The organism is Salmonella sp. NW884 (assembly GCF_051700745.1).
Taxonomy (GTDB): domain Bacteria; phylum Pseudomonadota; class Gammaproteobacteria; order Enterobacterales; family Enterobacteriaceae; genus Salmonella; species Salmonella enterica.
Window position 1 is genome coordinate 125,481 of record NZ_JAMMDE010000009.1, and the last position, 23,449, is coordinate 148,929.

21 protein-coding genes, 1 tRNA gene and 2 pseudogenes are annotated in these 23,449 nt (G+C 50.5%); 9 read left to right on the top strand and 15 right to left on the bottom strand.

The window, feature by feature from the left end; genetic code table 11:
- The first annotated feature begins 4 nt into the window (after positions 1–4).
- On the top strand, positions 5–1,435 hold the full coding sequence (gene melB / locus NA197_RS18320; protein WP_000028070.1) for a melibiose:sodium transporter MelB: 1,431 nt from the start codon (positions 5–7) through the stop codon (positions 1,433–1,435).
- Positions 1,436–1,532: 97 nt separating this feature from the next.
- On the opposite strand, the gene fumA is transcribed toward melB, so the two are convergent.
- From fumA to NA197_RS18345, 5 genes are all read right to left on the bottom strand, one after another.
- Positions 1,533–3,179 carry a class I fumarate hydratase FumA gene (fumA, locus tag NA197_RS18325; protein ID WP_000037190.1) on the bottom strand — a complete coding sequence of 549 codons (1,647 nt, stop codon included), beginning with the start codon at positions 3,177–3,179 and terminating at the stop codon, positions 1,533–1,535.
- A gap of 95 nt (positions 3,180–3,274) precedes the next feature.
- Complete coding sequence (gene dcuB / locus NA197_RS18330) at positions 3,275–4,615, bottom strand: anaerobic C4-dicarboxylate transporter DcuB (protein ID WP_000899149.1); 1,341 nt, start codon at positions 4,613–4,615, stop codon at positions 3,275–3,277.
- Between the two features lie 146 nt (positions 4,616–4,761).
- Positions 4,762–5,028, bottom strand: coding sequence for a hypothetical protein (locus NA197_RS18335; RefSeq protein WP_010989095.1), 267 nt, complete (start codon positions 5,026–5,028; stop codon positions 4,762–4,764).
- A 316-nt stretch (positions 5,029–5,344) separates the two neighbouring features.
- Positions 5,345–6,064, bottom strand: a complete 720-nt coding sequence (dcuR, locus tag NA197_RS18340) for a two-component system response regulator DcuR (RefSeq protein WP_000611307.1) — start codon at positions 6,062–6,064, stop codon at positions 5,345–5,347.
- Entirely contained in the window at positions 6,061–7,692 is a 1,632-nt protein-coding gene (locus NA197_RS18345; protein WP_000682911.1) for a sensor histidine kinase, read from the bottom strand. Before NA197_RS18345 ends, dcuR begins: the two co-directional genes overlap by 4 nt.
- Positions 7,693–8,047: 355 nt before the next feature.
- On the opposite strand from NA197_RS18345, the gene NA197_RS18350 reads away from it, so the two are divergent.
- The 4 genes from NA197_RS18350 to NA197_RS18365 all read left to right on the top strand — a co-directional run bounded on the left by NA197_RS18350 (position 8,048) and on the right by NA197_RS18365 (position 12,552).
- Entirely contained in the window at positions 8,048–10,477 is a 2,430-nt protein-coding gene (locus NA197_RS18350) for a DMSO/selenate family reductase complex A subunit (protein ID WP_064042926.1), read from the top strand.
- A 13-nt stretch (positions 10,478–10,490) separates the two neighbouring features.
- Positions 10,491–11,117 (top strand): DMSO/selenate family reductase complex B subunit, encoded by a 627-nt coding sequence (locus NA197_RS18355; protein WP_000816143.1) that lies wholly within the window; start codon positions 10,491–10,493, stop codon positions 11,115–11,117.
- Positions 11,110–11,883 carry a dimethyl sulfoxide reductase anchor subunit family protein gene (locus NA197_RS18360; RefSeq protein ID WP_064042927.1) on the top strand — a complete coding sequence of 258 codons (774 nt, stop codon included), beginning with the start codon at positions 11,110–11,112 and terminating at the stop codon, positions 11,881–11,883. The genes NA197_RS18355 and NA197_RS18360 overlap by 8 nt, the downstream gene beginning before the upstream one ends.
- Before the next feature lie 75 nt (positions 11,884–11,958).
- Positions 11,959–12,552 carry a TorD/DmsD family molecular chaperone gene (locus NA197_RS18365; RefSeq protein ID WP_001584224.1) on the top strand — a complete coding sequence of 198 codons (594 nt, stop codon included), beginning with the start codon at positions 11,959–11,961 and terminating at the stop codon, positions 12,550–12,552.
- An 83-nt stretch (positions 12,553–12,635) separates the two neighbouring features.
- Here the strand turns inward: NA197_RS18365 and NA197_RS18370 are convergent, their stop codons facing one another.
- Positions 12,636–14,036 carry a CBM96 family carbohydrate-binding protein gene (locus NA197_RS18370; RefSeq protein ID WP_064042928.1) on the bottom strand — a complete coding sequence of 467 codons (1,401 nt, stop codon included), beginning with the start codon at positions 14,034–14,036 and terminating at the stop codon, positions 12,636–12,638.
- 303 nt (positions 14,037–14,339) lie between these two features.
- On the opposite strand from NA197_RS18370, the gene NA197_RS18375 reads away from it, so the two are divergent.
- Positions 14,340–15,245: an SdiA-regulated domain-containing protein gene (locus NA197_RS18375; RefSeq protein WP_064042929.1), complete on the top strand. Its 906-nt coding sequence runs from the start codon at positions 14,340–14,342 to the stop codon at positions 15,243–15,245.
- A 294-nt stretch (positions 15,246–15,539) separates the two neighbouring features.
- Here NA197_RS18375 and NA197_RS18380 read toward each other — a convergent pair whose 3' ends face one another.
- From NA197_RS18380 to NA197_RS18395, 4 genes and pseudogenes are all read right to left on the bottom strand, one after another.
- Positions 15,540–15,977 carry an Ig-like domain-containing protein gene (locus NA197_RS18380; RefSeq protein ID WP_001584227.1) on the bottom strand — a complete coding sequence of 146 codons (438 nt, stop codon included), beginning with the start codon at positions 15,975–15,977 and terminating at the stop codon, positions 15,540–15,542.
- A gap of 76 nt (positions 15,978–16,053) precedes the next feature.
- A complete protein-coding gene (rtsB, locus tag NA197_RS18385; RefSeq protein ID WP_001269916.1) occupies positions 16,054–16,341 on the bottom strand; it encodes a transcriptional regulator RtsB in 288 nt (95 codons plus the stop codon).
- Entirely contained in the window at positions 16,338–17,213 is an 876-nt protein-coding gene (locus tag NA197_RS18390; RefSeq protein ID WP_000921674.1) for an AraC family transcriptional regulator, read from the bottom strand. Before NA197_RS18390 ends, rtsB begins: the two co-directional genes overlap by 4 nt.
- A 262-nt stretch (positions 17,214–17,475) precedes the next feature.
- A pseudogene (locus NA197_RS18395) lies at positions 17,476–17,698 on the bottom strand (hypothetical protein).
- Between the two features lie 316 nt (positions 17,699–18,014).
- On the opposite strand from NA197_RS18395, the gene NA197_RS18400 reads away from it, so the two are divergent.
- Both NA197_RS18400 and NA197_RS18405 read left to right on the top strand, forming a co-directional pair.
- Positions 18,015–18,308 (top strand): DUF1778 domain-containing protein, encoded by a 294-nt coding sequence (locus NA197_RS18400; RefSeq protein ID WP_001110452.1) that lies wholly within the window; start codon positions 18,015–18,017, stop codon positions 18,306–18,308.
- On the top strand, positions 18,305–18,796 hold the full coding sequence (locus NA197_RS18405) for a GNAT family N-acetyltransferase (RefSeq protein WP_064042931.1): 492 nt from the start codon (positions 18,305–18,307) through the stop codon (positions 18,794–18,796). Before NA197_RS18400 ends, NA197_RS18405 begins: the two co-directional genes overlap by 4 nt.
- Positions 18,797–19,094: 298 nt before the next feature.
- Here NA197_RS18405 and NA197_RS18410 read toward each other — a convergent pair whose 3' ends face one another.
- Complete coding sequence (locus tag NA197_RS18410) at positions 19,095–19,847, bottom strand: non-specific acid phosphatase (protein WP_064042932.1); 753 nt, start codon at positions 19,845–19,847, stop codon at positions 19,095–19,097.
- 555 nt (positions 19,848–20,402) lie between these two features.
- On the opposite strand from NA197_RS18410, the pseudogene NA197_RS18415 reads away from it, so the two are divergent.
- Positions 20,403–20,477: pseudogene (locus NA197_RS18415) on the top strand (helix-turn-helix domain-containing protein); the annotation flags it as partial.
- A gap of 79 nt (positions 20,478–20,556) precedes the next feature.
- On the opposite strand, the gene NA197_RS18420 reads toward NA197_RS18415, so the two are convergent.
- From NA197_RS18420 to cutA, 4 genes are all read right to left on the bottom strand, one after another.
- A tRNA-Phe gene (locus tag NA197_RS18420) sits at positions 20,557–20,632 on the bottom strand.
- Positions 20,633–20,748: 116 nt separating this feature from the next.
- The gene (locus NA197_RS18425) at positions 20,749–21,324 is read right to left on the bottom strand and encodes a transcriptional regulator (protein WP_001188509.1); all 576 of its coding nucleotides are present in this window, start codon (positions 21,322–21,324) and stop codon (positions 20,749–20,751) included.
- 36 nt (positions 21,325–21,360) lie between these two features.
- Positions 21,361–23,064: a protein-disulfide reductase DsbD gene (locus NA197_RS18430; RefSeq protein ID WP_064042933.1), complete on the bottom strand. Its 1,704-nt coding sequence runs from the start codon at positions 23,062–23,064 to the stop codon at positions 21,361–21,363.
- Positions 23,040–23,387, bottom strand: coding sequence for a divalent cation tolerance protein CutA (gene cutA / locus NA197_RS18435; protein ID WP_000887832.1), 348 nt, complete (start codon positions 23,385–23,387; stop codon positions 23,040–23,042). Before cutA ends, NA197_RS18430 begins: the two co-directional genes overlap by 25 nt.
- Positions 23,388–23,449 lie beyond the last annotated feature (62 nt).

The window sequence follows — 23,449 nt, forward strand, 5'->3', positions numbered from 1 at the left end:
CCCTATGAGCATCTCTCTGACAACAAAGCTGAGTTACGGGTTCGGTGCGTTTGGTAAGGATTTCGCCATCGGCATTGTGTATATGTACCTGATGTATTACTACACCGATGTGGTGGGACTCTCGGTCGGCCTCGTCGGCACCCTCTTTCTGGTCGCGCGAATCTGGGATGCGATAAACGATCCCATCATGGGCTGGATTGTCAACGCCACGCGTTCGCGGTGGGGGAAATTTAAGCCGTGGATATTGATCGGCACCTTAACCAATTCGCTGGTGCTTTTCCTGCTGTTCAGCGCTCATCTTTTTGAGGGAACCGCGCAGGTTGTATTTGTCTGCGTAACCTACATCCTGTGGGGCATGACGTATACCATTATGGATATCCCATTTTGGTCGCTGGTGCCGACCATTACGCTTGATAAGCGAGAACGCGAACAACTGGTGCCGTTCCCGCGTTTCTTCGCCAGTCTGGCTGGCTTCGTCACTGCCGGTATAACGCTGCCGTTTGTGAACTATGTTGGCGGGGCGGATCGTGGGTTCGGCTTTCAGATGTTTACGCTGGTACTGATTGCGTTCTTTATCGCCTCGACTATCGTGACATTACGCAACGTACACGAAGTGTACTCCTCCGACAACGGTGTAACGGCAGGCCGCCCACATCTGACGTTAAAAACGATCGTTGGATTGATATACAAAAACGATCAGCTCTCTTGCCTGTTGGGAATGGCGCTGGCGTATAACATTGCCTCCAATATTATCAATGGCTTTGCGATCTACTACTTCACCTATGTGATTGGCGATGCCGATCTTTTTCCCTATTACCTTTCTTACGCCGGCGCGGCGAATCTGCTGACGCTGATTGTCTTCCCCCGGCTGGTGAAAATGTTATCGCGGCGGATATTGTGGGCGGGCGCCTCCGTGATGCCAGTTCTGAGTTGCGCAGGGCTCTTCGCGATGGCGTTGGCGGATGTCCATAATGCCGCTTTAATCGTGGCGGCGGGTATTTTCCTGAATATCGGGACCGCGCTCTTTTGGGTGCTTCAGGTGATCATGGTGGCGGATACGGTCGATTATGGGGAATTTAAGCTCAATATTCGCTGCGAGAGTATCGCTTATTCCGTACAGACGATGGTTGTGAAGGGCGGCTCGGCGTTTGCGGCGTTCTTTATCGCTCTGGTGCTGGGGCTGATTGGCTACACGCCGAACGTGGCGCAGTCTGCGCAAACCCTGCAGGGGATGCAGTTTATTATGATTGTCCTGCCGGTACTGTTTTTCATGATGACGTTGGTTCTCTACTTCCGCTACTACCGTTTGAACGGCGATATGCTGCGCAAGATTCAGATCCACCTGCTGGATAAATACCGGAAAACGCCGCCATTCGTCGAACAGCCGGATAGCCCGGCGATTTCTGTGGTAGCGACCAGCGATGTAAAAGCGTGAGCATGGTCTCTCGTGCAGGCCGGATAAGCCGGATAAGCGTAGCGCCATCCGGCAATTAACCGATAACGCGGCCCGGGAGAACGCCGGGCCTGCCAGGTTATTTCGCGCAGTTAGCGCACTGTTTGCTGACAATCTGCTGGAAGAAATCGTTGCCTTTGTCATCCACCAGGATAAAGGCCGGGAAATCTTCTACTTCAATTTTCCAGATAGCTTCCATGCCGAGTTCCGGATACTCGACGCACTCCAGATGCTTAATGCTCTGCTGTGCCAGTACCGCCGCCGGGCCGCCGATACTGCCCAAATAAAAGCCGCCATGTTTTTTACAGGCATCCGTGACCTGCTGACTACGGTTGCCTTTCGCCAGCATGATCATACTGCCGCCGTGGGATTGCAGCAGATCGACATAAGAGTCCATTCGGCCTGCGGTGGTGGGGCCTAATGAGCCAGATGGATAACCTGCCGGCGTTTTTGCCGGACCTGCGTAATAGATGGGATGGTCTTTAATATACTGCGGCAGGTCTTCGCCGGATTCAATACGCTCTTTTAGCTTCGCGTGGGCGATATCGCGACCTACGATAATGGTGCCCGTCAGCGACAGGCGAGTCGAGACCGGGTACTGCGATAGCTGGGCGAGGATCTCTTTCATCGGACGGTTAAGATCGACTTTCACCGCGTCGCCTTCGCCCGCCTGACGCAGCGCTGGCGGAATATACTGGCCCGGATTGTGTTCCAGTTTTTCGATCCAGATGCCTTCGCGGTTGATTTTCGCTTTGATGTTACGGTCTGCCGAGCAGGAGACGCCCATCCCCACCGGACAGGAAGCGCCGTGACGCGGCAGGCGAATTACGCGAATATCGTGGGCGAAATATTTCCCGCCGAACTGGGCGCCGAGGCCAAGTTTTTGCGCTTCTTCCAGCAGTTCCTGTTCCAGGTGGAGATCGCGGAATGCCTGGCCGTGCTCGTTACCTTCCGTCGGCAGCGCGTCGTAATAGTGGGTGCTGGCGAGCTTAACGGTTTTCAGCGTGCTTTCCGCCGAGGTGCCGCCAATGACAAAGGCGATATGGTATGGTGGACAGGCCGCGGTGCCCAGCGTGCGCATTTTCTCAACGAGGAAGTTTTTCAGCTTGCCTGGGGTGAGCAGCGCTTTGGTCTCCTGATAGAGATACGTTTTGTTTGCTGAACCGCCGCCTTTCGCCACGCAAAGGAACTTGTACTCGTCGCCATCGACGGCATAGAGATCGATTTGCGCTGGCAGGTTGCTGCCGGTATTGACCTCTTTGTACATATCCAGCGGGGCGTTCTGCGAGTAGCGCAGGTTATCTTCTATATAGGTATTAAACACGCCTTTGGAGAGCGCGGCTTCATCGCCGCCTCCCGTCCAGACGCGTTGGCCTTTTTTACCCATGATAATCGCCGTGCCGGTATCCTGGCAGGTCGGCAGAATGCCTTTGGCGGCGATCTCGGAGTTTCTCAGGAATTGCAACGCCACATATTTGTCGTTTTCGCTGGCTTCGGGGTCATGGAGAATGGCGGCGACTTGCTGCTGGTGTTCAGGACGGAGCATAAAAGACGCATCATGGAAGGCCTGCTGAGCCAGCAACGTTAACGCCTGCGGCTCAACGTTGAGGATAGATTCTCCATTGAATTCACTGACGCTGACATAATCGGAGGTGAGCAGATAATACTCTGTTTTGTCCTCTCCCATCGGGAAAGGCGCCTGATAGATAAACTCTTTTTTCGACATGTGCTTCCAGCCTAATAGTAAGAAAATGTATTAAGAGACTCATGGGCCAGGCTCTAAGTCGCGCGCCGCGCATAACTTGGCGGCGCGCGCGGCCATTACAGGAATCCGTACATTGCGGCAAAGATCCAGCCAAAGACGCAGGAGACGCTCACGCCAATCAAACCCGGCAGAATGAAGCTGTGGTTAATGACGAAGCGACCAATACGGGTTGTGCCGGAACGGTCAAACTGAATCGCCGCCAGATCGCTTGGGTAGGTCGGCAGGATATAGTAGCCATAACATGCCGGCGCAGAGGCCACGATATACGCCGGATCGACACCGATAGCCAGCGCGACGGGAACAATCGCCGCCAGCGCCGCTGCCTGGGAGTTAACAAACTTGGAGACCAGAAGCAGAACGATGGCATAGGCCCACGGATACTCTTTGACCATTTCGCCCAGCACGCCCTGAATTTCCGACATATGCGCGCCGAACATGGTTTCCGCCATCCAGGCGATCCCGTATACCGCGACAATCGCAATCATACCGGAACGAAAAACTTCGTTTTTTGAGATAGACGCAGGATTGGTTTTGGTCAGAATGATAATGAGCGCCCCGGTCAGCAGCATGAACATCTGAATGACCAGCACCATCGACAACGGTTTGCCGCCGAAGGTTGGACGTAAGTCGGAGTCCGCGCCCAGGAGAGCGACCACGGCAATAGCCGCCAGGAAGATCCACATCGCCAGCCAGTTGCTTTTCGGCAGTTTTTTATCCAGCAGCGTCGCGGTATCGCCGTACACGTACTGACGGTTTTCCGGTACGGAAATAAATTTCTGAAACGCTTCGTCTTTATCCAGATCTTTACCGCGGAACCAACTAAAAATACCGATTGCCAGGATACCGAGCAGGGTAGACGGGATGGTGATCGACAGCAGATCGAGGAACTCCAGATGTTTTCCGTCAAATGTCACGTTGCCCAGCATCGCTACCAGAGAAACAACGGCGACGGAAACCGGACTGGCGATGATACCCATTTGCGCGCCGATAGAACTGGCCGCCATTGGACGTTCCGGACGGATATTATTCTTGATCGCCACGTCATAGATAATCGGCAAAATGGTGTAGACCACGTGGCCTGTCCCACACAGAATCGTCAGGGTACAGGTGACGAACGGCGCCACAATAGAGACGTATTTGGGGTTGCGACGCAGCAGCTTTTCGGCAATCTGCAACATCACATCCAGTCCGCCTGACGCCTGCAACGTTGCCGACGCGGCGACTACCGCGATAATGACCAGCATTACGTCAACGGGCGGTTTACCTGGCTGGAGATGGAAAACAAACACCAGAATGACCAGACCGATACCGCCCAACAACCCGAGCGCGATCCCGCCCTTTCGGGCGCCATAAAACAGACATATTAATATTATGAGAAGCTGTATACTAAATAACATTTTTATTTATCCTCGCGATAAACCCAGTCAATTTTGATAAATGGATCACAGCCATCTTCTGATTTGTGTGAATGAACATCAGGAAATGGCGAATATTCAATGCGCCAGTGGCGACGATTAACGATTAAGCTTTTTACAGAGTTGCTTTAAGTAATTATTTTCTTGCGATGGTGATGTTCAGAGGGAAGCACCCTCTGGCGATGGGCAGGCGGAGTCAGCGAGAGCAGTAAATTATGATTTGTCTGTTTTAAAAACAGGCGTTTATTATTTGATTTTTGTGTCTCGCCATCAGGTAAATCACGAGATAAATCGAACAGCATGTGACTTATGTGATCATTGTCACGCCATTTTTTTAAATTATTAGTATGGCGTGTGGAGACGCGTATCTGCTCACCAATATACGTATTGTCCATAGGCGTAGCACAAGCTCCATTGCTACAAACATAATTTTATTTAAGTGTCAGGAAAATTCCGGACAAATCCCTTTTTTAATAAAAATACACACTCTCGGCATGGGATAATACTTAATTAACTTTTGTTAGCGTTTTGAAATTAAAAACAGCGCAGAGCGCTGTAATAATAGAAAATAACGTTAACAGGCCTGGGGTGAGTATATTTGATCTGACACAATTTCCCAGGTTTGTTATTAATGTGATAGCGTTTTTATTGGCATTGTTATAATAAATGTTACCAGGATATAACGCTTCGCGTCGGCTTTATGCGGTATCCTTACTGACAATATTGTTTCAGTAAAGAGTAATGTTCCGGCTGAACGCGGTAGCGGTAAACCGGCCTGCCGGTCACGCCGTAATGAATACTGGTAAACAAGATATGGCAATTCACCAGCCAGATGAGATATTTACGGCAGGAGACGCGCGAGATATTCACTTCGTTGGCCAACTCGTCGGTAGAAAATTCCTGCTCCTGATGCGCATCAATCCACTGGCATAAGGTGCGTAGCGTTTGCTGCGTCAGCCCTTTTGGTAGCCGACGAGGCTCCTGCTCGCTGGATGAATTACCGTGAATGAGCAGGTCAAGCTCAGACTGTTCGTAATACTGGCGTTTTTCCATCGCCGTTTTCTTACGTAGCCAGCCGGTCAGCGCTTCTTCAAAGCGCGTGGCCTGAAAAGGCTTGATCAGATAATCCACCACGCCGTAGTGAAGCGAATCTTTAATGGTGGCGGCGTCAGCGGCAGAAGAAATGACAATAACGTCGCTTTTGCAGCCTGCGCTGTGCAGGACAGGCAGCAGATCCAATCCGTTTTCCTGCTGCATGTAGATATCCAGCAGGATTAGGTCAATGTGATTTTCACTGTTGAAGATAAACTCTTTCGCTTTTTCCAGCGTCGAAGCGGTTCCACAACAATGAAAACCGGAGATTTGCGCGACATAGCGGCGATTTAACTCCGCGACCATCGCATCGTCATCGACAATTAATACATTGATCATAGGCTGGTCCTTTTTCCATCCCAGGGTAACTGTACAAAAAATTGTGTGAAGATCCCAGGCTCGGACTCCACGGAAATTACGCCGCCAAGCGCTTCAACCTGCTGTTTAACCAGCGCTAAACCGACGCCGCGTTCGGCGCCTTTCGACGAGACGCCTTTTTCAAAAATCGCCTCGATGCGCTCAGGTTCGATACCCGGACCGTCATCGCTCACTTCGCAATGCAGCCAGCCATGACGGTAGTGTAACGAGACGCTGATTTCGCCGCCGGATTCCTGGCTCAACGCTTCCAGCGCGTTTTCAATCAAATTACCCAGCGCCGTAATCAGCACCGTAACCTGATCTTCATTGTTATTATCCGGTAACTGGCTGTCGCTGCTTATCACCAGGCTGTGCCCGAAATCAGAGGCGCGGGTAATCTTACTGAGCAAAAAGCCAGCGATAATCGGCGACTTTATTTTACCCAGCAGCAAACCGATCTCTTCCTGATAGTTATTGGCCGTCTTGATAATATACGCTTCAAGCTGCTTATAACTCTTCAGGTGCAATAATCCCAGAATCACATGTAATTTGTTCATGAATTCGTGGGATCGTTCACGGAGCGCATCCGCGTAGTTCACCATCCCGTCCAACCGCTGCATCAGTTGGCGAACTTCTGTTTTATCCCTGAAGGTGGATATCGCGCCGATAATTTCGCCATTGCTGCGCACCGGAACGGTATTCACCAGCAGCAGGCGGCCTTTGACGATGATCTCTTCATCGCGGCGCGGCGTACCGTCACGCAACACTTCGCTAATGTCCACCACCTGCGACCAGGCATGACTCAGGGTGGATAATCTGGCGTCATCCTGCGTTTTTCGATAATCGAGCAGCGCCTGCGCCGCATGGTTAATCAACGTGACTTCGCCGCTATCATCCACGGCGATAACGCCCTCTTTGATTGACTGCAGCATCGCCTGGCGTTGTTCAAACAGGGTTGAGATCTCATAGGGTTCGAGGCCAAACAGGATACGTTTCAGCACCTTGACCAGCGCATACGTGCCTAATAACCCCACCAGAGCGCCGAACAGAATGGACCAGATAATACTGCCGCGGCTATTGTTGATCTGCTGCGTAACGTGACTGAGTTCCAGGCCAATCGCTACCACGCCGATCTGCCGGTGGTGTTCATCATAAACCGGTGTGAAAACGCGCAGCGCTTTGGCAAGAAAGCCGCGATTAATGGCAACGTTTTCCTTTCCCTGCAGCGCGAGCAGAATGTCATCGCCTTTGAACGGTTGGCCGATTCGCTGCGTTTCTGGGTGCGAATAACGGATGCCCTGCATGTTGGTCACCACAATAAACAAAAAGCCATTATGCTGGCTCACCGCTTCGGCGAGCGTCTGAATGCCGCTTTCCGCAGGCGGTTTTTTCAGCCCCTCGCGAACTGCCGGAGAGTCCGCCAGCGAGCGAGCCACCGCCAGCGCTTTATCTGCCAGCGCGTCGCGCGTCATGCTGCTGATTTGCGAAAAATAGATCAGATGGACCACAACGAGCACCGAAAACAAAACGGCGCTGACCATCAGAATGACGGTAGTGCCGAGTTTCATGGGGCGTTTGCGTAACGCCCGGCATGGCAGGGAGTGTTTCATAGTGGACCTGAGCGGACGAATCGTAAGGTTATTATCCCTGATGAGGCGTCTAATTCAAAGGCATAGGCGATGTTGCTCCAGTGTTGAAAAGCCCGTCTTGCCTTGCAGGGCGCGCTACCTGCTCATGTCGTTAATTAATATCGCCGGATACCGTGATGGGTAATTTATTTTCATCAGAATTACATAAAATAATTTTTCATTAATTTTTATAATAACGTATGCGGTATCACATTTTATTTTTACTGACGTTCAGAATGCGTTTGATCACAATCAATCAGCGCTAATGTTTAATCTATTATGATTAGTTTTCATTACATATTATTAATAATTATGGAAGCAATGTGAGAAATAAAAAATGGAAATAAAAAAATGGCTGAACACAACCATAACCCGACGTGATGCTATTGTCGCTACTGCAAAAGTAGGGGCGGCGGTGACGCTAAGCCAGGCGATTACGCTGCCTTTTGCTACCACTGCCCAGGCGCAGGATACCCCGATACCGAAGGATGCCAACGGCGAAACCGTCAGGCACAGCGCCTGTCTGGTCAACTGTGGCAGCCGATGCCCGCTTAAGGTTATCGTGAAAAATGATCGCATTGTGCGTATTGAACCGGAAGACGCGAAAGATGACGCGGTATTCGGCGAGCATCAGATTCGTCCCTGCCTGCGCGGGCGTTCCAGTCGCTGGCGCGTCTATAGCCCGGATCGCATTAAGTATCCGATGAAAAGAGTGGGAAAACGCGGCGAAGGAAAATTTAAACGTATTTCATGGGATGAGGCCACAGCCTTTATTGCGGCGGAATTAACGCGCGTTAGCGAAAAATATGGCCGGGAAGCTATTTATTATAATTATCAATCCGGCGCGTATTATCACACGCAGGGTAGACCCGCCTGGATAAGATTACTAAATCTCACCGGCGGTTATTTAAATTATCACAACACCTATTCCACGGCGCAAATCGCCACCGCCACGCCTTATACCCACGGTGATTATGTCGGTAGCCATTTTACGCAGATCGCGCATTCCGATCTGGTGGTGCTATTTGGCCTGAACCTCTCAGAAACGCGGATGTCCGGCGGCGGTCAGGTTGAAGAGCTGCGCCGGGCGCTGGAGACCTCGAAAGCCCGAGTCATTATTATCGATCCGCGCTATACCGATTCGGTGATTACCGAACACGCCGAATGGCTACCGATTCGCCCAACCACGGACGCCGCGCTAGTCGCCGGCATAGCGCATACGCTGATTACCGAACAGCTTCTCGACGAGGCGCTGGTAAACCGCTATTGCGTCGGCTATGACCGTAGCACCTTGCCGGACACGGCTGCGCCTAACGCCAGCTATAAAGATTATGTTCTTGGCACGGGCGACGACGGTATCGCGAAAACCCCGGAATGGGCGGCGGATATCACCGGTATTCCGGCAACGCGTATTCGCCAACTGGCGCGCGAAATCGCCTCGGCGCGCGCCTGCTATATTTGCCAGGGCTGGGGGCCGCAGCGTCATGCCAACGGCGAACAAACCGTGCGTGCTATTCAGACGCTGCCAGCGTTAACAGGCCACTTCGGGCGGCCCGGCACCAACAATGGCAACTGGCCTTACGGTACGCCGTATGGCGTGCCATTGTTGCCTGTCGGTAAGAATCCGATCACAACCTCTATTCCTTGCTATCTGTGGACGGACGCCATTCAGCATCCGGAGAAAATGACCGCGACGACAATGGGGGTGAAAGGCGCGGACAGGCTAAAAACCGGGATTAAGCTGTTTTTCAACCAGGCCGGTAATACCTTGCTGAATCAGCACGGCGAAACGAACCGCACCCGACAAATTCTCGCGGATGAATCGCTGTGTGAAACCATTATCGTGATTGAAAACCATATGACGCCCAGCGCGATGTATGCGGATCTGCTGTTGCCGGAGACCAGCTATCTTGAGGCGGAAGACCTGGTGGACAGCTCCTATGCGGCGGGATCGCATAACTATATGATTGCGATTCAGAAAACCGTTAAACCGATGTGGGAAGTGCGCAGCACGTATGACATCTGCGCGGATATCGCCGGGCATCTTGGACTGCGCGAGCAATATACCGAGGGCCGAACTCAGGCGCAGTGGGCGGAGATGCACTATCAGCAGATCCGTGAAAAACGTCCATACCTACCGGAGTGGAGCGTGGCGAAAGAGATGGGCGTGATTGACCAGCGTATCGCTACCGAGCAGCAGAGCCTTGCGTTTGCCGATTTCCGTGCCGACGCCGAGTCTAATCCACTCTCCACGCCGTCGGGCAAAATTGAAATTTATTCCCAGGCGCTGGCGGATCTGGCGCAAACGTGGACTTTGCCAGAAGGCGAGCGAATTCCCGCATTGCCGGAATTTTGTCCGGCGAAAGAGTCGCACCTTAACAAAGCATTGACGGCGAAGTATCCGTTGCAGTTAAGCGGTTTCCATACCAAAGGGCATACCCACTCGACCTACAGCAATGTGCTGATGCTGCATGAGGCGGTGCCGGATGAAGTCTGGATTAACCCGATTGACGCCAGCGCCCGCCAACTGAAGTCCGGCGATCGGGTGCATGTATTCAATGACCGCGGCGTGGTGGAGCTTCCCTGTAAAGTGACCCAGCGCATTTTACCCGGCGTGGCGGCGATGCCGCAGGGCGCGTGGACGCGGCTTGACGGCAACGGCGTTGATGTCGGCGGCTGTATCAATACGCTGACCAGCCACCATCCTTCGCCGCTGGCGAAAGGCAATCCGCAGCATACCAATCTGGTTGAAATTAAACGCGCTTAAGGAGTGATGTACGATGAAACAGTATGGCTTTTATGTTGACTCCTCGCGCTGTTCAGGCTGTAAAACCTGCCAGGTAAGCTGCAAGGATAATAAAGATCTGGATGTCGGTCCGAAACTGCGCCGCGTCTATGAATATGGCGGCGGAAGCTGGGTGAAAGAGGGGGAAAGCTGGCATCACGACACCTTTACCTACTATCTCTCTATTGCTTGTAACCATTGCGATGAGCCGGTATGTGTCTCCGGCTGTCCGACCGGGGCGATGCATAAACGCAAAGAAGATGGTCTGGTCGTGGTGGATGACAGCGTATGCGTCGGCTGTCGTTATTGTGAAATGCGCTGCCCCTACGGCGCGCCGCAGTTTGATACGCAGGCGAACGTGATGCGTAAGTGCGACGGTTGTCTTGACCGACTGGAGAACAATCTGCGCCCTATTTGTGTGGATTCTTGCCCGCAGCGAGCGCTGGATTTCGGCCCTGTCGATGAATTACGGGCAAAATATGGCACGGAGAATCAAATCGCGCCGCTGCCTTCGGCGTCGTTCACCCATCCTAACCTCATTATTAAACCGCATCCGAAAGCGAGACCCACGGGCGATACGGAAGGCGCAATCATGAACATTCGGGAGGTGCGCCATGCATGAGTTACCGCTGGTCTTTTTTACGGTCTTTACCCAGAGCGCGGTCGGCGCGTTTATTCTGCTGCTGATTGGCGGCGCAATGGGGCTGGTCGCGCCGCGGCGTAAGGCTATCGGTCTGTTCTCGGTGATGTGCCTGTTTGGGCTTGGCGTCGTTGTCGGCACCTTCCACGTCGGGCAACCGCTGCGCGCGCTGAATATGCTGCTGCGCGTCGGACATTCGCCGATGAGTAACGAGATTGTCTTGTCGGCGGCTTTTGCGGCGCTCGGCGGGCTGGGGGCGCTCGGTTTGTTGCTGAACCGGGCGACGCCGCTGTGTAACGCGTTGGTCTGGTTGGCGGCGATAGTCGGAGTAGTCTTCTTATACGCCGTTCCGCAGATTTACCAACTGCCGACGGTGGCGACCTGGCGTTCATCTTACACCACGGCAATGATGATATTGACGCCGTTGATTGGCGGCGGCGCGTTGGCGGCATTGTTTGGCGTGCGCCGTCTGGGGCTACTGGTCAGCGTATTGGCGATTTTGGTGAGCTTTTGTCTGCGCCCGGGCTATATGGCGACGCTGATGAGCGCCGATAGCGCTCTGACCGCTGCGCAACATAGCTGGTTTACCGCCCAGGCGATATTGCTGGCGGCGGGCGTGGTCGGGGTGGTGGTCTGCGCACGCCTGAAATCGAGCGCTGCGGTGCTGGCCATGACGGCAGTGGTGGTTATCGCGGCGGAGTTGGCGGGTAGGATTGCGTTTTACAATCTGTGGACGCTGCCAATGTAGTTTTTTGCCCGGCTTGTGCCATGTAAGCCTGATAAGCGTAGCGTCATCAGGCGAGATATTTCAGGAGCTATTGCTATGCCTTCCCGTGCTGTTTTGCCGCGTATCCTCGGCGCACTGTTTTACTACTCCCCTGAGAGGCCGGAGGTGAAAGCGTTGTTCGATTGTTTGCCAACGTTGCCTGAGCTTTACCCCTGGCGCGATCGCGGACATATTGAATCACTGTGTGCGTCATGGTCGCTACCGGATGATGATGCGCTTACATGGCAATTTTCCGTATTGTTTGAAGGCCAGGGAAAGATGCCCGTCCCGCCCTGGGGATCGGTCTATCTGGAAAAAGATAATTTGCTGATGGGGGAAACCACCGCCGATTATCGAGCTTTTTTACAGTCGCAGGGAATGGTATTCACTGACCGTGAACGCGAGCCGGAAGATCAGTTTGGCCTGATGCTATTAGCCTGTAGCGATCTGCTGGCACGAGGCGACAACGTGGCGGCCAACCGGTTACTGGAGGCGCATCTGCTGCCCTGGGGATTCCGCTATCTGGAATTGCTGCAACGCAATACCGTTAGCGCCTTCTATGCCCGGCTTGCCGTCGTAGCGACCTGTTATCTGCAGGATGTTCAGCAGCAACAGGGACTACAGCCAGAGAATAAACGGTTGTTTTTCTGAGGTATTGGTCGGGTTTTGATGGCGTGCCGTAATACTTGTGCCGCCATCGTGCCCGCTGTTGCGTCAGCGGGCACAGTTTACTATTACAGCTCCGGCGTCTTTTTGAAACCGGTCAGCATCAGCACCAGGCTCTGTTTTGAGTCCGCTGGCATTAAGTCGTAGTGATTTCCCTGACGGTCGCCGCCGATATACCAGGATATTTCCGTTTTCCCTTCCGCCAGCGCTTTGCGCACCGCTTTATCGACATCAACCATGCGATACTCATGTGAATGGTCCAGATATAACACGGCATCGGAACGGTAGTTGATCGCCGGTTTATTGTTCCAGGACACGGTACTGACGTGCCAGTCACTGCTGGTCGGGTAAAAGAAAATTTGATCGGCGCCGTTCGCTTCCGTTTTGCCGCCAAAAAGGCGAATACGGTATTTGAATAGCGAAGCGTCCATATTGGCAGGCAGGGGCGGGATCTTAAATTTCACCAGCGTGAGCGTTTCCGGGTGCTGCGTGCGTCCGCCATTTGTCCAGTCATCCTGTACGTACAAGGTATCGACGCTGGCATGAGGCTTGTCGTCTTCGCTGCTTACCCAGGTATTTTCTTCCGCTTTACTGTAGGCGTAAGGAACCGTAGTGCCGCAATCCAGTCCCTGATTCATACACAGATCCGTCATAAACTGCGCGCCATCTTCCGTCCAGCCATTCATAAAATCGGCATGGGCGGTATAAAGACTTCCCCAGCGCTCTTCCCGGGTTTCGCCATGCATTACCGGGTCCATCGACAATTCCACTTTGGACGTATCCAGCGAGGAGATCTGCGGGAGTACCCAGGCGATGTTCATATTCACCGTTGGGATTTTGACCGGATAGTTTGCGGAACATTTCCCGTGGTCGGCATAGATAGCGTTATTGTGGCTATGGGTTGGTTTCAGGTTGACGCCATCCCAACAGTTGGGGAAAGCGATCCCGATATTAAACTGGACGGCATCGCCCGCTTTACGCAGGCCGCATATTTCGCCTACCTTGTTGGTGTAACCTTTGCCGTTGGCACATAAAAAGGTGATTGCGGTACTGGGGCCAGTACCGTGATGGTCGCCGGCCAGTAACTCCAGCCCGGCCGGGAATGGATGGAGCGGATATTGCGCTACATTTGTGGATTGATAATAGGTCTTTTGGTAGGCCGGATTTACGATTTCACCATCAGGTAATTTCATGGACGGCGCCCAGTAAGCGGAGCTGTCGGCTTTATTATCACAGGTGGTATCGGGTTGCGCGCGCAACGTCTGGTAGGTAGAGACCGCATCGGTGTGGGTGTTGCCAAAAAAGTCATGCCACATCGCCTGATTAGCTTTACCAAACATCATAATCGCGTCATCGCCCAGCGTGTGGTGATAGCCGCACACGACATGCGCCTGAGGACCGGCATGGGCCGGGAATGCGCCAGCGGCAACGAGCGTAGCCAGGCTGACGGTAATAAGGTTGAGTTTCATTTTTTTGCTGCCCGGTTGAATAGAAGTGGGAGCAGCAATAGCAGATCAGATTGCGGTGTTACATCTCATTAATTATCACTTTTTGTCATTTGCCCTGCATACAGGGGCGAATTTGCAGACGTACTATTTAAATAATTAGCCGAAACTACCCTCCTCTTGATTATGTCAATTTACAAAAAGGGTACGTTAGTGATTAAAATCGGGCTTTTTGTGATAACCCTCACTATTTCATTTTGCCTATGCTAATGGCGCTCGCCATAACCGAATAACGATTCTATCGGACATCGGCTTTATTTTTAAGAAATGCGTTACGACATCAGTCGTGACGCGATCTGCTATGGATTTTTTATGAGATTACTAAAACGCGTTATTGTGGTTGTACTCTTGGGCGTGATTTTATTTATGGTCAGGGACGATATACGCTATGTTTATCAACTGATCCTCAAATATGGTGATAAACCCTCGGCGCTAGCACTGAGTAGCTATAAAGCGGTTATTCAGCAAAAACCAGTCGCAGGAGTTAAGAGTAACCTTTCAGGTTTGACCTACTCCGCCGAAGACAGGATGCTTTTCGCCGTTATTAATAATCCCCCTGAACTGGTCTGGTTAACGACAGAAGGGCAGCTGGTAGGGCGGATGCCGCTGCAGGGCATCCACGACCCGGAGTCTATTGCATGGAGTGGGGGTAACCAGTTCCAGATAGGCAGTGAGAAAGATGGCGCGGTCTATAAAACACAGGTGGATATTCAGCGCGGCACCATGCAGATAATCTCCATGGTGAAGCTTGAGGGCTATGACAAAGCAAAAAATAAAGGGCTGGAAGGTACGGCATGGGATGCGAAAAATAAGAGATTATATGCCGCAAAAGAAAGAAAACCCATTATGATCAAAGAAGTAGAGATGAGCAAAAATGGTATCACCAGAGCGTTGCCTTCTGCCATCACTGCGAGTGTGAGCGATGTCTCCGGACTTGAATACCATGCCCCAACGGATTCGCTGCTGGTGTTGTCGGACGAGTCAAAAATGATTCTGGAGGTCAGTTCCGAGTGGCGGGTGCGCGATCGATTGTTCCTGACGGCGGAGTGGTCAGGGCTCAGAGACGATATCCCCCAGCCAGAAGGGATTGCCATGGATAATGAAAATAATTTGTATATTGTGAGTGAACCAAATCTGTTTTATAAATTTTCGTGTGATATACAGAATGACTAAAATCTATTTTTACTGTCACAGTATGCTAAAACAGAACAAGGTTATTAATACCATGATTTGACGATTGCTTGATTCGTTGATTCATTGTTGGGGATATTTATGTTTTACTTACCTCAGTAACGGATTACTTTGTGGTGTAGCGTAACGGTAATTGTCCTCCTCATATTTGCGGCAGCGTAGTCTGCCGCTTTTTTTTATAAATTAACTCTCCATGTAATAATTAACAGACAATGAATGTTATTCTGTTTTTTTCAGCAGGCCTCCGAAGAGGCCTCGCAGGGTGATGTTTAGTTATCAGGCATAATATTCTTCATCAACACTTACCGAATGCCATGTCGCCTCGCTAAGCGAAATCATTTCATCTACGCCGGAACTCTTGTTAACCGGGTTTTTCGTCGGCGATGTGCCTGTAAATGTTCCACTGGCGGTGTAGTCCGTATTGTTGACCGTGACCTTCATCTGAATATCCTGATGCGCCTCCACGACTCCCTTAAGGGTGACGGTATTATCCAGACTGCTAACAGTCGATCCCAACGTTGGTTCGGCGGGCGGTTGTGTATCAATAGTCAGCTTAATTGTTGCGTGAGCTTCTGAGGAGCCGATAAAGGTCGGTGTATTGATGTTAGTGATATTATCGCCTCTGGCGCCAATATCACTATTATCCTTCATGGAACGTACTGGCGGTGTAGAGTCGAACGTCAGCCAGCCGATAGACAGAGAAGAATTATCCATAGCGTTTGCGGAACGATCTCTGAAGATGATATCCAGAATTGCCTTGCCTACCACTCTAGCAACATTTTAGAAAAAATTACGTAATATCGACTGATATGTAAAACTCATTCAGCATCAAATGGATTAATTCAACATCAGTAGTAATATCCATTTTTTTATAGGCCGATCTCTTTTGTGTTGAAATCGTTTTTATATTTCGATCTAATAAATTTGAGCAACTTTTAACAGATAATCCTGCTGCCACGTAATAAATAACTTTTTTCTCGCTCAATGTTAGGTCGAATTTTTTAGCGAGCAACAGAATCCCGTCTCTTATATTAATATGTTTTGCTTTGTTCTTATACTGCATTGTCAGATATCTCAATTAACATATTGATGACGAGAGGAAGATAAAAACGCTAAAAATTCCGATGGTGTAGTTTTGAAATGTTTTTTAAAAACGCATGTAAAATAAGAAGCACTATCATAACCACACATATAAGCCACTCGAGTAATATTATATTCACTATTGCGTAGAAGTTTTGTCGCTTTATTCATTCGCGCATTAAGGTAAACTTCACTGAATGAGGTGTGCTCTTGTTTCAATTTCCTTTTTAATGTGGAACAACTCATATAGAGTGAGTCAGAAATATCCTTGAGCGCCCATTTTCGACTTATGTCGCTTATAATAATATTATAGATGTTTTCGGCTAATGTATTTTGCGATAGTTCTCTGAAGAGAGCAAATGCTTCGGGTTCATAGATGAACTCTGAAAGGAGAAATCTTATTAAATATTCCTTTTTATCTTGGGACAGTTTTTGGCTTTTATTTGAAGAGTGTAAGAGGTTGAATACTCTTGCTACGCCTGTTTCTATTGGCGCTAACAGATGTTTTGTCGTCGGTTTTGTTAATGGGGCCGAAAAGTCTGCATGTTCATACAGAAAAAAATTATAAGCATTTTTTATTGACGCTGAATCTAATTCAATTAAGTTATAATTTAACTGTTCATGAGTCTCTTCCATAGTGATATGAATAGTTTGATCTTTAGCTAAAAATATTAACATTGGCCCTGATGCCGTAATATACTCCCCGGACGATGTCGTAATTGAAATTTTACCCGTGGTGAGCTTGATGAGTACGGACTGCAGTAAATTTAATCCCTGAAGTGATAAGGATTTCCTCTGCCAGTTTTGCGCTGATTGTAAACATTCAATGCTCCCCACCTGGACAGGTGAGGGATTAAATACTTTTAGCATGATAATTTCCTTTTATTAAATGTGCGTGTATATCAAAAATTATTCTGAAAAATATTTCAAAAAAACTAATATATAGCTATATAATTATTTGCGAACTTAAGGTATCAGGTGGCGATCTTTTCATTTTCTATGGAAAATGCTATTTTATATTGCATTTCTACATATTATAGTATCGTTAAAAAACTATGTCGCGTATAAAAAAAGATGGAAATTTACAAGAATTGGCTCATGTTATTATCAAATTATCTCTTTAAAATTTGAATTAAGTAATAATTGCCTTTAATCTTTTAGAGAATAGCTCTTTAATTTCATGGAGGTAGTTAGCATAAGGTATAAGATCTGATGTTAATTTGTGATAAGGTTTATCCTGGAGGTAAATATTAACGCTCTCGGTTAGGAAAGGCATACAACGCGGTAAATATATACGGCGGCGGGTAGATGGCGTGGCGATATCCGGAAGTTTGAGGGGGAGGGGAAGCATTCAATCGTATGGTTGGCTTTATGAAAAACGGTGTAACACGTTATTGAGGTTCTGACTGTGCGTATCCGTTAGGTTTATGCTTTCTGATTATATAATGTTGCGTGTTTTGGCGCGGCAGTATTGAATCTTTTGCTGCGTCGGCCCCGAGGAGGAATCACTCACAGCGAATGCCAGCGCACAGCCTGGTACTGAATCTATAAATGAGTAGAAAACCTTTCGGTTCGCTACTCCGGTTCCATTCCTTCTAAATTTATCGTAATGACATCTGCGTTACGCGTGTTGTATACTTAATATCCACAGAAGTACAAGAGGACAACACTATGCCAGCCGCAAACAGTATGGCGATGAAACGTGAAACTCTGAACCTGCGTATCAAACCCGCCGAGCGCGATCTTATTGATCGAGCGGCGAAAGCCAGAGGGAAAAACCGCACAGACTTTGTGCTGGAAGCTGCCCGTGCTGCCGCAGAAGAAGCGCTTATCGAACAACGCATCATTATGGCCGATCCAGAGGCTTATCAGGAATTTCTCGTTCGTTTGGATCAAACACCTTCACCTAATGCCGCACTGCGTAAAACCATGCAGACCCCTGCGCCGTGGGAGCAGGAAAAATGATCTCCACCCCTGAGCCGCTTCATGCCGGACATATTCTTACTCCGTTTTGCTGCGGTGTGGATTCTATGGATAACTGGCTGAAACAGCGGGCGATGAAAAATCAGACCACTGGCGCGTCCCGTACCTTTGTGTGTTGTGGCAGCGATTCGAACGTACTGGCCTATTACTCGCTGGCGTCCAGCGCGGTCACGACGAATACCTCCCCCGGTCGCTTTCGTCGCAATATGCCTGACCCGATTCCGGTTGTGGTATTGGGGCGTCTGGCGGTGGATAAATCGCTTCATGGGCAGGGCGTTGGTCGGGCGCTGGTACGCGACGCAGGGCTGCGGGTTATTCAGGTGGCGGAGATTATCGGCATTCGCGGGATGCTGGTTCACGCCCTGTCGGATGAAGCGCGGGAATTTTACCAGCGGGTGGGGTTTGTACCGTCGCCGATGGATCCGATGATGTTGATGGTGACGTTGGGGGATTTGGTGGAGAGTGTTTAAACTCCAGAACGTATCTCTTGGCTTCTGATGGCCGGAATTCGCTGTGGACAGTCAGTGAGCCAGACCGGTTTTACCGCTTCAGCCGGACAACGACATCATGAGTGCGGACTTTAATTTGGCTGAGAAGGAGCTCCTCCCGGAAGTATTCGATACGGTCTGGACGGACTGCAAACGGGGGAAGGGGGCGTTGAATTCATGCGAATCGGGGAAACCAAAGGCATTCTCCACGCCCGGTCGCCCCTACGCAGTTGCACTTCCTTTCATTTGCTGTGGCCAGTTTGCGGGAAGACTTTCACCTTCAGTAATTAAGTTCGGGGCGTTCTTCTTTACTCAATAAATTATTTTTGTCGTTCAGCTCCTCACGGACTTTTGCCAGTGACTTCTGAAAAGCCGGGATTGTTTGCAGCCTTGCAAACTCTACTGCTCCCACATAACGGCCAGCATCAACATCGCTTTGCCAGTGAGCACCGCATATCACTCTGCTTTGCCCGAACTCCCATCCTCGTCTGGCGAGCTCCTGCGCGCGTTCCGGTCTGGCCTGGGATAATACTAATGCCAGAAGTGTACCATAAGCAGTATGCCCGGAAGGGTAAGAGCCATCTTTTCGCAAAGTATTCTCATCTTCAGGACGGCAGGTAGAATGATTAAATAAGACAAAGGGACGAGTACGCATATAATATTTTTTTGCCGAAGCAGTAGCGTAGTAGCCGCCCATTTTCAGAAGATTCTGTAACATATTCCAGGTTTCTGGCGTATCTTTGGGATTAATTTTAGCACCCACTACTGGCGAGAATATTCTGGCTATATTTTCCACGCTTACATCTGCATCCTCAGCAGCTTGTTTCCATCGTGGGGAACCTTTTATCGCATAGCCCTTAAAATAAGCCTCCTTATCATAGCGGAAAGCCGGATCATCATTACCTGGCGGTGGTGGTAAGTAGAACTGACTGTTCACTGATTCTTCAGGAGAATGAAAGGGTTGCACTGTTTCTGCTGATGTGTATTTAGCTACGATCAGTGGTAGAAAAAATACTAAATAACGACTTTTCATAAAGACTCACTCCGGATCAGGCAATAATAAACAGATGTAATCCTATAATGATTTATTGCAATGGTTATTCAACATACAGGTAAAAAAGCAGGACGCTGCACTGGTATTATTGTCTGTCCATACCGGACTGACTGCAGCGGACAACAGAACAATACCGTACTTCCTGCTAACAGCATTTTGTTTAACTTTTCTCCCCGGTTGTTTTTTATCTGCGTGCCTGACTGACACGCATTAGGTTAAAATGTTTACGTAATAACAAACTATGAATAAGTATTTTAAAGTATGTGCTCTGTTACCCCGACAACTACCACCAGTCATGATGTGCTGAGTATTAATTTATGATTATGAACAAGAGTCGGAAACAGTATGTAAGAATAAAGAAACCGAAAAAGAAAAAATACTAAAATTGGCGAAGGGATTATTGTTGTCAGTGATGGAAAAGTTCATGGCGGAGATATTGGATTCACTTGTCGGGGCTAGCGAACCGTCAGATGGAGTGATACGCGTTATTACTGGTAATAATCTCCCTGTAGCTAAGTAAGCTTTTGACCCAGGCCCAAAGATGAGCGGCTGATCGCCGAAGCGCTGGGCGTTGCGCCAGAGAAAATCTGGCCTTCTCGTTATAGCTAGTCAGGCCGGAGATGGGGGCTACGGATTTCCATTCCCAGAAAAGCAAAAACCCAGCCATAGGCTGGGTTTTCTGAATAAGTGGTGCCCGGACTCGGAATCGAACCAAGGACACGGGGATTTTCAATCCCCTGCTCTACCGACTGAGCTATCCGGGCAACGGGGCGCATTAAACCGTAAAGGGGCGCGGTCGTCAACGGCTTTACACGAAAAAAGTGATAAAAGCGCGCTGACTGCCTGCTTTTCAGGCAAAATGCATAAAATCAGTACCCCGTCAGGTGAGCGCGCCACCCTGACGGCACTGTGCAAAACGCAGAATATCTTCCGCCAACCGCTGAGCGGTATCTACATCAGCCTGACTGCGGTTGACCAGCATTCGGCTGAGACAACCTTCCAGCACCAGCTCCATCTGCCTTGCGACCATCGCCGGATCGTCAATTTCCAGCGTGGTCAGTAGCTCATGGGTAAAATCATGTGCCGCGCGTTTTTGTTGATTGGCCAGTTGGTGAATAGGATGGGTTGGGTCGGGATAAAACGTACAGGCGGCAATGAACAAGCAACCAGGATAACGGTTATTACTGACACATTCCGAAAGCGCGCTGTAGCGTGCCAGTAGCTTTTGTTCAGCAGAAAGCGTCTCATCAAGAAGAAGCTGGCGTCGCCAGATATCTACCTGCTGACTCAGATAACGTAGCGCGTCATATAAAATGGCTTCTTTATCTGGCCAGAAACGCTGTAATGTGTCGAGTGGGCGATTTACGCGCTCCGCCACCATTTCCAGCGTAGTATCGGCTATCCCTTGCGTCTCCAGTAATTTCAGGGCTTCTCCCAGAATATCTTCACGTTGCACGGTATTCTCCTCCGTCTTTGCTTTTGCAAGTGTCGCTCACGGTTGGCGATCGTGCAAATGCGCGCTAAAGGTGGCGGCGTCCATAAAGCCGGTGACTCGCGCTTGCGGTTGTTCCTGGCCTTGGGCATCAAAGAACAGAATGGTGGGCAGCCCGAGGACTTGCAGATGCTTTAACAGCGCGACGTCCTGCGCATTGTTAGCGGTGACGTTAGCCTGCAAGAGCACCGTGTCGCCGAGCGCCTGCTGAACCCGCGGATCGCTGAAGGTATACTTTTCAAACTCTTTACAGGCCACGCACCAGTCGGCGTAGAAATCCAGCATGACGGGTTTGCCTTTGGCCTGCGCCAGCGCCTGATTGAGTTCGTCCACGGTAGAAATAGCCGTGAAATTGAGGTGCGCTGGAGCTTGCGCGGATGGCGATCCGAACGCCCAATCCTGTAGAGGTCGCACGCTAATGAGCGCTGCCGCCAGCAGGATAATCTGTACGATACGCATCCACGCTCGTCTGGCCTGAAGGCTGGTGATAAAGGCCCAACCAAAGAAAGCGACGCCCAGCAGCGACCACAGACGTAAACCCCAAGCCTCGCCAATAATCCGCTCCAGTAAAAAGACCGGTAACGCGAGGATCACGAAACCAAAAGCGGTTTTGACATGCGCCATCCACGGGCCGCTTTTCGGTAACAGGCGGTTGCCAAACACGGTGACCAGCATTAGCGGCAGACCCATACCTAATGCATACAAATACAGCGTACCGCCGCCCAGCCACATGTTGCCGCTCTGAGCGATATAAAGCAGGATCGCGCTTAATGGCGCTGTGGTACAGGGCGAGCAAATTAATCCGGCAATCGCCCCCATAACAAAAACACCTCCGGGCAAGCCGCCTTGCTGACGATTACTCATTAATGTCAGCCGGGTTTGCAGTGAGGAGGGGAGCTGTAGTGTGAACAGGCCAAACATCGACAACGCAAGCAGGGTGAACACGATGGCAAGGCCGATTAACACATAAGGGTGCTGCAGCGCCGCCTGAAACTGTAATCCCGCCGCGGCGACGACCAGACCCAGTGCGGTATAGGTCAGCGCCATCCCTTGTACATAGATAAAGGCCAGCAGCAGTGCGCGCCCCGTCGACAAACGCTGCCTTCCCCCCAGGACAATACCGGAAATCAGCGGATACATGGGTAAAACGCAGGGCGTAAAGGCAATGCCGATGCCGATCAGCAGCGCCCAGAGCGCGGAAAAAGGTAGCTGGGCGGCGGGTTTTGACGTCTCACTCGTCTGGGTGACAGCAGGCGTCGGCGTGGCGTCTATCGCCGCGGCAACTTCACTTAGCGGCACCGTTTTCGTTTCCGGCGGATAACAGAATCCCGCATCGGCGCACCCCTGGTACGTTATCGTTAATGTCGCGCCAGCCGCCGCCTGGTTAACCGTTACCGGAACGTTTAGCCGCTTACGGTAGATTTCGCTTTTTCCGTAGAACTCATCTTCATGCCAGACGCCTGCCGGGAGTTGGACTGCGGCGATATCCGCTTTCGTCGGCGTGATACTGATTTGTTTACGGTAAAGGTAGTAACCCTCTTTTACCTGCCAGGAGAGGGTAAGATCGTGTTGATTTTGCTGAAAATCAAAAACAAACGCCCGGTCGGCAGGGACGAACTGCGAGCGACCCGGCGCGTCGAATAATCCGGCGAAGGCGGATGTGCTGCACAGCAGCAGGATCAGCGTAAAGATGCGTTGAGCCATGAGAGGTAATCAGTATCTCCGTGAGTAACAGGTAAAACCAGAAGTTCAGGCGTTTGATACGGGTGATGAGACTTCAGGCAGTCGATAAGCGCTTGCTGATGTGAAACGGTGGTTTTTAAGATCATTTGAACTTCATACTCCTGCTCCAGCTTGCCTTCCCAGTAGTACAGCGATGTCGCGCCGGGGAGGAGGGTGGCGCAGGCGGCCAGTTTTTCCGCCAGCACTTTGGCGGCCAGATCCTGGGCGGTAGCTTCATCCGGGGCGGTACAAAGCACCACAACGGCCTCGGGGATGGAAATATCCTGACTCTTAACATCAAGCATAAACACCTCGAAAGAACAAAAAGACCCGCAAGTGAACGGTCACTATACAACGGACGAGGGCA

Excerpts from the sequence above, each read along its gene's own strand:
- melB (WP_000028070.1), top strand. The coding sequence starts at position 5 with ATGAGCATCTCTCTGACAACAAAGCTGAGTTACGGGTTCGGTGCGTTT.
- fumA (WP_000037190.1), bottom strand. The coding sequence starts at position 3,179 with ATGTCGAAAAAAGAGTTTATCTATCAGGCGCCTTTCCCGATGGGAGAG.
- dcuB (WP_000899149.1), bottom strand. The coding sequence starts at position 4,615 with ATGTTATTTAGTATACAGCTTCTCATAATATTAATATGTCTGTTTTAT.
- NA197_RS18335 (WP_010989095.1), bottom strand. The coding sequence starts at position 5,028 with ATGGACAATACGTATATTGGTGAGCAGATACGCGTCTCCACACGCCAT.
- dcuR (WP_000611307.1), bottom strand. The coding sequence starts at position 6,064 with ATGATCAATGTATTAATTGTCGATGACGATGCGATGGTCGCGGAGTTA.
- NA197_RS18345 (WP_000682911.1), bottom strand. The coding sequence starts at position 7,692 with ATGAAACACTCCCTGCCATGCCGGGCGTTACGCAAACGCCCCATGAAA.
- NA197_RS18350 (WP_064042926.1), top strand. The coding sequence starts at position 8,048 with ATGGAAATAAAAAAATGGCTGAACACAACCATAACCCGACGTGATGCT.
- NA197_RS18355 (WP_000816143.1), top strand. The coding sequence starts at position 10,491 with ATGAAACAGTATGGCTTTTATGTTGACTCCTCGCGCTGTTCAGGCTGT.
- NA197_RS18360 (WP_064042927.1), top strand. The coding sequence starts at position 11,110 with ATGCATGAGTTACCGCTGGTCTTTTTTACGGTCTTTACCCAGAGCGCG.
- NA197_RS18365 (WP_001584224.1), top strand. The coding sequence starts at position 11,959 with ATGCCTTCCCGTGCTGTTTTGCCGCGTATCCTCGGCGCACTGTTTTAC.
- NA197_RS18370 (WP_064042928.1), bottom strand. The coding sequence starts at position 14,036 with ATGAAACTCAACCTTATTACCGTCAGCCTGGCTACGCTCGTTGCCGCT.
- NA197_RS18375 (WP_064042929.1), top strand. The coding sequence starts at position 14,340 with ATGCGTTACGACATCAGTCGTGACGCGATCTGCTATGGATTTTTTATG.
- NA197_RS18380 (WP_001584227.1), bottom strand. The coding sequence starts at position 15,977 with ATGGATAATTCTTCTCTGTCTATCGGCTGGCTGACGTTCGACTCTACA.
- NA197_RS18390 (WP_000921674.1), bottom strand. The coding sequence starts at position 17,213 with ATGCTAAAAGTATTTAATCCCTCACCTGTCCAGGTGGGGAGCATTGAA.
- NA197_RS18400 (WP_001110452.1), top strand. The coding sequence starts at position 18,015 with ATGCCAGCCGCAAACAGTATGGCGATGAAACGTGAAACTCTGAACCTG.
- NA197_RS18405 (WP_064042931.1), top strand. The coding sequence starts at position 18,305 with ATGATCTCCACCCCTGAGCCGCTTCATGCCGGACATATTCTTACTCCG.
- NA197_RS18410 (WP_064042932.1), bottom strand. The coding sequence starts at position 19,847 with ATGAAAAGTCGTTATTTAGTATTTTTTCTACCACTGATCGTAGCTAAA.
- NA197_RS18430 (WP_064042933.1), bottom strand. The coding sequence starts at position 23,064 with ATGGCTCAACGCATCTTTACGCTGATCCTGCTGCTGTGCAGCACATCC.
- cutA (WP_000887832.1), bottom strand. The coding sequence starts at position 23,387 with ATGCTTGATGTTAAGAGTCAGGATATTTCCATCCCCGAGGCCGTTGTG.